We start from the raw sequence: 5,352 nt of genomic DNA on the forward strand, positions 1-5,352 counted from the left end.
GGCCCCACCCGGTGTCGGGTGGGGCCCTCCTGTACGCGGTCCCGCCGGGGCGGGTGGTGGATCAGTGGCCGGCGCTGTGCGAGGCCGAGCCGGACGGCGTGGCGCCCGTGGAGGCGTCGCCGGAGGGGCTGCCGGACGGGCTGCCCGAGGGGGAGCCGGAGGGGCTGCCGGACGGGCTCGCGGAGCCGCTCGGGGCGGCGGCCGGCTCGGCGTCGGGGCCGAAGTGGGCGTAGTAGCCGGTGGCGGGCACCACGAAGGCCTCCAGGCCGACGTCGCCGGTCCTGCTGAGCTGGAAGACGACTTCCTGGGCGTTGCCGTCCTCGACGGCCTCGCGGCCGCCCTCGATGACCGCCGAGGCGTTGCCCTTGCCGCCGATCACCACGGAGCCGCCGGCGGGGACGACGACCTTGCCGGAGCCCGTGGCGGGCTTCAGCTTCACGGTGCCGGAGCCACCCGGAAGGGTGATGCCGTCGAGGGTCTGGTTCTCGACGCCCGCGTTGAAGACGGTCGCGGAGACCACGGCCGGGCCCTGCGCCTCCTTCTCGGGCTGCGTGATGACGAGCGCGTTCTGGATCTTGATGTCGCCCTTGGTGACAGCCGCGTTGTCCGGCTTGATCTGCAGGGTCTGCGCGTTGTTGCCCGCGCCGCAGGCGGCGAGCGTTCCGATCGAGAACACGATGGCGGCGGCGGCGATCGCGCCGCGTCGAAGGGTCCGGCTCACGGCGGCGGCATCTCCTAGGACGGTACGTACGGACGGAGGCAGTTCGGGGGCTCCGCCTGGCGAGGTAAAGCCGCCCTAAGGGTGTGTCAGCGTGCTCAGGTTACCGAGCCGCCCCCTCGCCCCCGCACCCGACCCTCCGCGTCACACGTGACGCCTGCGCCCCACGCGGTCGATCTTGCATTCCGGCGCGGCCCCGCCATATCCCGCGCATATCCGCGGTGATCAATTTCAGGTCACGTTCCCCGGCTGTTCCCGGCCGCGTTCCCGGACGCTTCCCGAGCGCTTCCTGACCGCATCGGGACCGCTTCTGACGGGAGCCGGCTTTTCGGGACGGTCTTCCCGCGAAGCCCGCCGGTGATCAATTCCGAGGATTGGCGCGGAACCCGCTCCGCTCGGCGGCCGCCAGTCGAACGGAGTAGTTCGGTTTTGCCTCTTTGAAACCGGCAAAACGGGACGTACATCACAGACCCGCTGTCACGTGAGAGGTGTAACGTGGCCGTTTCGGCCGGTGCCGAGAGTGGCCCTCACCTGCGAATACCCCCTTCCGGAAGCCCTCCGCAGCACGTCCGCCTCGCTGTTGTCAAGCCCCGAGATAGGCCCTGACCTGCGAAAACGCCATTCATAACGGTCCGTTCTCGTGTTACTCTGGATAGCCACGGAAGGGGTACCTGTCACATGACGTTCAAGGTTGGCGACACCGTGGTCTATCCCCATCACGGGGCCGCGCTGATCGAGGCCATCGAAACTCGTCAGATCAAAGGCGTGGACAAGACCTACTTGGTGCTCAAGGTCGCGCAGGGCGACCTGACCGTCCGCGTGCCTGCGGACAACGCGGAGTTCGTGGGCGTTCGCGATGTGGTCGGCCAGGACGGGCTGGACCGGGTCTTCGAGGTGCTGCGCGCGCCGTACGCCGAGGAGCCGACGAACTGGTCCCGTCGTTACAAGGCGAACCTGGAGAAGCTCGCCTCGGGCGATGTCATCAAGGTGGCCGAGGTCGTCCGCGACCTGTGGCGCCGTGAGCGCGAGCGCGGACTGTCGGCGGGCGAGAAGCGCATGCTCGCCAAGGCCCGTCAGATCCTGGTGAGCGAGCTGGCGCTCGCGGAGAACACCAACGAGGACAAGGCCGAGGCCCTCCTCGACGAGGTCCTCGCGTCCTGACGCGAAGCACTTCGCCACACCATGCCGTGGTGCCCGATGACACCGGCTCCCCTTCCTGTCCTGAAGGATCCCCTCTAGGGATCCTCTAGCAGGTCTGGAGAGTCTGCTGTTGCCGGGCGCTGCGGCATGTCTGTACCCGAGCACCCCTCGTCACCACATCGCCACTCACGCCACCCGATCCCCGCCGCGCGCCTCCACCGACGGCCTCCACCGACTCCGCGCCACCCGCCGCACCGACGCACGGTCCCCCGCGCACACCCGGCGGAAGTGCCCGGCAGTCGGCTCGACCGGTCGTCACGGAAAGGGTCCCGGTCGGGGCATCGCGCCCGGCACTGAAGCCCCCGGCCCGTGAGGGGCGGGGGTACCTCCCAGGCCATACCCATGTCGGCCGAAGGCACAAACCTGGCCGCCGACCGATGTCACCGCACGGAGCTGCCGATGTCCGACGTCACCGACGCACCGCGTCACTTCCGTACCGCCGCGGTCATCCCGGCCGCCGGCCGGGGCGTACGCCTGGGCCCCGGAGCGCCCAAGGCGCTGCGCGCCCTCGGCGGCACCCCCATGCTGATCCACGCCGTCCGCGCCATGGCCCGCTCCCGGGCGGTCGCCCTGGTCGTGGTGGTCGCGCCCGCCGACGGGGTCGCCGAGGTCAAGCGGATGCTCGACGAGCACGCCCTGCCCGAGCGCACCGACGTCCTCGTGGTCGCGGGCGGCGAGACCCGCCAGGAGTCCGTCCGGGCCGGTCTGGACGCCCTTCCGGAGACGATCACCGCCGTCCTCATCCACGACGCCGCCCGCCCGCTGGTCCCGGTGGACACCGTGGACACCGTGGTCGAGGCGGTCCGCGACGGGGCCCCCGCCGTGGTCCCGGCGCTCCCCGTCACCGACACCGTCAAGGAGGTCGAGCCCGCCGCGGGCGGCGCCCCCGAGCCGGTGGTGGCCACCCCCGACCGGTCCCGGCTGCGCGCCGTGCAGACCCCGCAGGGCTTCGACCTGGCCACCCTGGTCCGGGCCCACGACACCATCGCCGTGTCCGGCGAGGGCGCCACCGACGACGCCGGGATGGTGGAGAAGCTCGGCGTGCCCGTCGTGCTGGTCCCCGGCCACGACGAGGCGTTCAAGGTCACCCGTCCCCTGGACCTCGTACTCGCCGAGGCCGTACTCGCCCGCAGGAGGGCCACCGATGCCTACTGAACCGCTCATCCCCCTCGTCGGCATCGGCACCGACGTGCACGCCTTCGAGAAGGGGGCGGAGCTGTGGTGCGCGGGGCTGCACTGGGACGAGGCCGCGAGCGGGGGCTACGGCCTGGCCGGGCACTCCGACGGTGACGTCGCCGCCCACGCGGCCTGCGACGCGCTGTTCTCCGCGGCGGGCGTGGGGGACCTCGGCGCCCACTTCGGCACCTCTCGGCCCGAGTGGGCCGGAGCCTCCGGCGTCACCCTGCTCACCGAGGCCGCGCGGATCGTGCGCGAGTCCGGCTTCGAGATCGGGAACGTGTCCGTGCAGGTCATCGGGGTGCGGCCGAAGGTCGGGAAGCGGCGTGAGGAAGCGCAGAAGGCGCTCGGGGCCGCGGTGGGCGCCCCCGTGTCCGTCTCCGGGACCACGACCGACGGGCTCGGGCTGACCGGGCGGGGCGAGGGCCTGGCGGCGATCGCCACCGCGTTGGTGTACCGGCGGGACCAGCGGGGCTGACGCCCCGGACCCGCTTCCTGGTGCCGCTACCGCGGCGGGGGCTTCGGGGGCTCCGCCCCCGGACCCCCGCGCCTCGAACGCCGGCGGGGCCGGATTTTCCACCTGTCGGCGTTCGGCCGGGCGTCGGTGGGGTCGGACGTGCCTCCTGCGGGGCCGGAATCGCCGTGCGCGGGGCCGAGCGGACCCCGCCCGCGTTCTTGCGCGGTCGGGCCGGAAGGGAGTGGGGCACTGCCCCGGGACCACTACCCTGGTCCCGTGACTATTCGCCTGTACGACACCAGCGCCCGGCAGATCCGCGACTTCACCCCGCTCGTGCCGGGCTGCGTCTCGATCTACCTCTGTGGCGCCACGGTCCAGGCGCCCCCGCACATCGGGCACGTCCGCTCGTACCTGAACTTCGACGTCATGCGGCGTTGGTTCCGGTACCGCGGCTACGAGGTCACCTTCGTGCGGAACGTCACCGACATCGACGACAAGATCATCAACAAGGCGGGGGACCAGGGCCGCGCCTGGTGGTCCATCGGCTACGAGAACGAGCGGGCCTTCAACGACGGGTACGACGCCCTCGGCTGCCTCCCGCCCACCTACGAGCCCCGCGCCACCGGGCACGTCCCCGAGATGATCGAGATGATGCGGGGCCTCATCGAGCGCGGACACGCGTACGAGGCCGACGGCAGCGTCTACTTCGACGTGCGCTCCTTCCCGGAGTACCTGTCCCTGTCCAACCAGGACATCGACGACCTGCGCCAGCCCGCCGAGGAAGGCATCACCGGCAAGCGCGACCCGCGCGACTTCGCCATGTGGAAGGCCACCAAGCCCGGCGAGCCGGACTGGGAGACCCCCTGGGGTCGCGGCCGTCCGGGCTGGCACCTGGAGTGCTCCGCGATGGCGCACAAGTACCTGGGCTCCGCCTTCGACATCCACGGCGGCGGGCTCGACCTGATCTTCCCGCACCACGAGAACGAGATCGCCCAGGCGAAGGCCTTCGGCGACGCCTTCGCCTCGTACTGGGTGCACAACGCCTGGGTCACCCTCGCGGGCGAGAAGATGTCCAAGTCCCTGGGCAACTCGGTGCTCGTCTCTGAGATGACCAAGCAGTGGCGCCCGATCGTGCTCCGCTACTACCTCGGCACCCCGCACTACCGCTCGATGATCGAGTACAGCGAGGAGGCCCTGCGCGAGGCGGAGTCCGCCTTCGCCCGGATCGAGGGCTTCTGCCAGCGCGTGCTGGAGAAGGCCGGCAAGCCGGTCGAGCCCGCCGCCGAGGTGCCCCTGGCCTTCGCCGAGGCCATGGACGACGACATGGGCGTCCCGCAGGCCCTCGCCGTCATCCACACCACCGTCCGCCAGGGCAACTCGGCGCTCGCCGCCGACGACAAGGAGACGGCCGTCGCCCGCCTCGCCGAGGTGCGCGCCATGCTGGGCGTCCTGGGACTCGACCCGCTCGACCCGCAGTGGGCCGGTGCGGAGAGCGACCGCGGCGAGGAGCTCCACGGAGCCGTGGACACCCTCGTGCGGCTGGTCCTCGACCAGCGCGAGGCCGCCCGGGCCCGCAAGGACTGGGCCACCGCCGACGCGATCCGCGACCAGCTGCAGCAGTCCGGGCTGGTCATCGAGGACAGCCCGACCGGCCCGCGCTGGACGCTCGGACCCCGCTGACCGGCCCCGGCCGGACCGGTCACGTCGTGGGGGGCGGGCCGGCCGGGGGGCCGCCCGGGGTGACTGACTATAGTAGGCCACCACCAAAAAAACAAAGGTTTTTATCGACTCAAAACACCCC

Annotated in this window: 5 protein-coding genes; 4 read left to right on the forward strand and 1 reads right to left on the reverse strand. The window is 71.6% G+C overall.

Features of this window, described 5'->3' with window-relative positions:
• Nucleotides 1-61 precede the first annotated feature (61 nt).
• Nucleotides 62-721 (reverse strand): DUF461 domain-containing protein, encoded by a 660-nt coding sequence (locus ABTZ17_RS36145; protein ID WP_352200062.1) that lies wholly within the window; start codon nucleotides 719-721, stop codon nucleotides 62-64.
• A 675-nt stretch (nucleotides 722-1,396) separates the two neighbouring features.
• On the opposite strand from ABTZ17_RS36145, the gene ABTZ17_RS36150 reads away from it, so the two are divergent.
• The 4 genes from ABTZ17_RS36150 to cysS all read left to right on the forward strand — a co-directional run bounded on the left by ABTZ17_RS36150 (nucleotide 1,397) and on the right by cysS (nucleotide 5,231).
• On the forward strand, nucleotides 1,397-1,879 hold the full coding sequence (locus ABTZ17_RS36150; RefSeq protein WP_003953493.1) for a CarD family transcriptional regulator: 483 nt from the start codon (nucleotides 1,397-1,399) through the stop codon (nucleotides 1,877-1,879).
• A gap of 438 nt (nucleotides 1,880-2,317) precedes the next feature.
• Entirely contained in the window at nucleotides 2,318-3,073 is a 756-nt protein-coding gene (gene ispD / locus ABTZ17_RS36155; protein ID WP_352200063.1) for a 2-C-methyl-D-erythritol 4-phosphate cytidylyltransferase, read from the forward strand.
• Nucleotides 3,063-3,572: a 2-C-methyl-D-erythritol 2,4-cyclodiphosphate synthase gene (gene ispF, locus ABTZ17_RS36160; RefSeq protein WP_352200064.1), complete on the forward strand. Its 510-nt coding sequence runs from the start codon at nucleotides 3,063-3,065 to the stop codon at nucleotides 3,570-3,572. The genes ispD and ispF overlap by 11 nt, the downstream gene beginning before the upstream one ends.
• Before the next feature lie 255 nt (nucleotides 3,573-3,827).
• On the forward strand, nucleotides 3,828-5,231 hold the full coding sequence (cysS, locus tag ABTZ17_RS36165; RefSeq protein ID WP_352200065.1) for a cysteine--tRNA ligase: 1,404 nt from the start codon (nucleotides 3,828-3,830) through the stop codon (nucleotides 5,229-5,231).
• The last annotated feature ends 121 nt before the right edge of the window (nucleotides 5,232-5,352 follow it).

This window comes from Streptomyces sp. NPDC097619 (genome assembly GCF_040302735.1).
In the GTDB taxonomy this organism is placed as follows: domain Bacteria; phylum Actinomycetota; class Actinomycetes; order Streptomycetales; family Streptomycetaceae; genus Streptomyces.

Excerpts from the sequence above, each read along its gene's own strand:
- ABTZ17_RS36150 (WP_003953493.1), top strand. The coding sequence starts at position 1,397 with ATGACGTTCAAGGTTGGCGACACCGTGGTCTATCCCCATCACGGGGCC.
- ispF (WP_352200064.1), top strand. The coding sequence starts at position 3,063 with ATGCCTACTGAACCGCTCATCCCCCTCGTCGGCATCGGCACCGACGTG.
- ispD (WP_352200063.1), top strand. The coding sequence starts at position 2,318 with ATGTCCGACGTCACCGACGCACCGCGTCACTTCCGTACCGCCGCGGTC.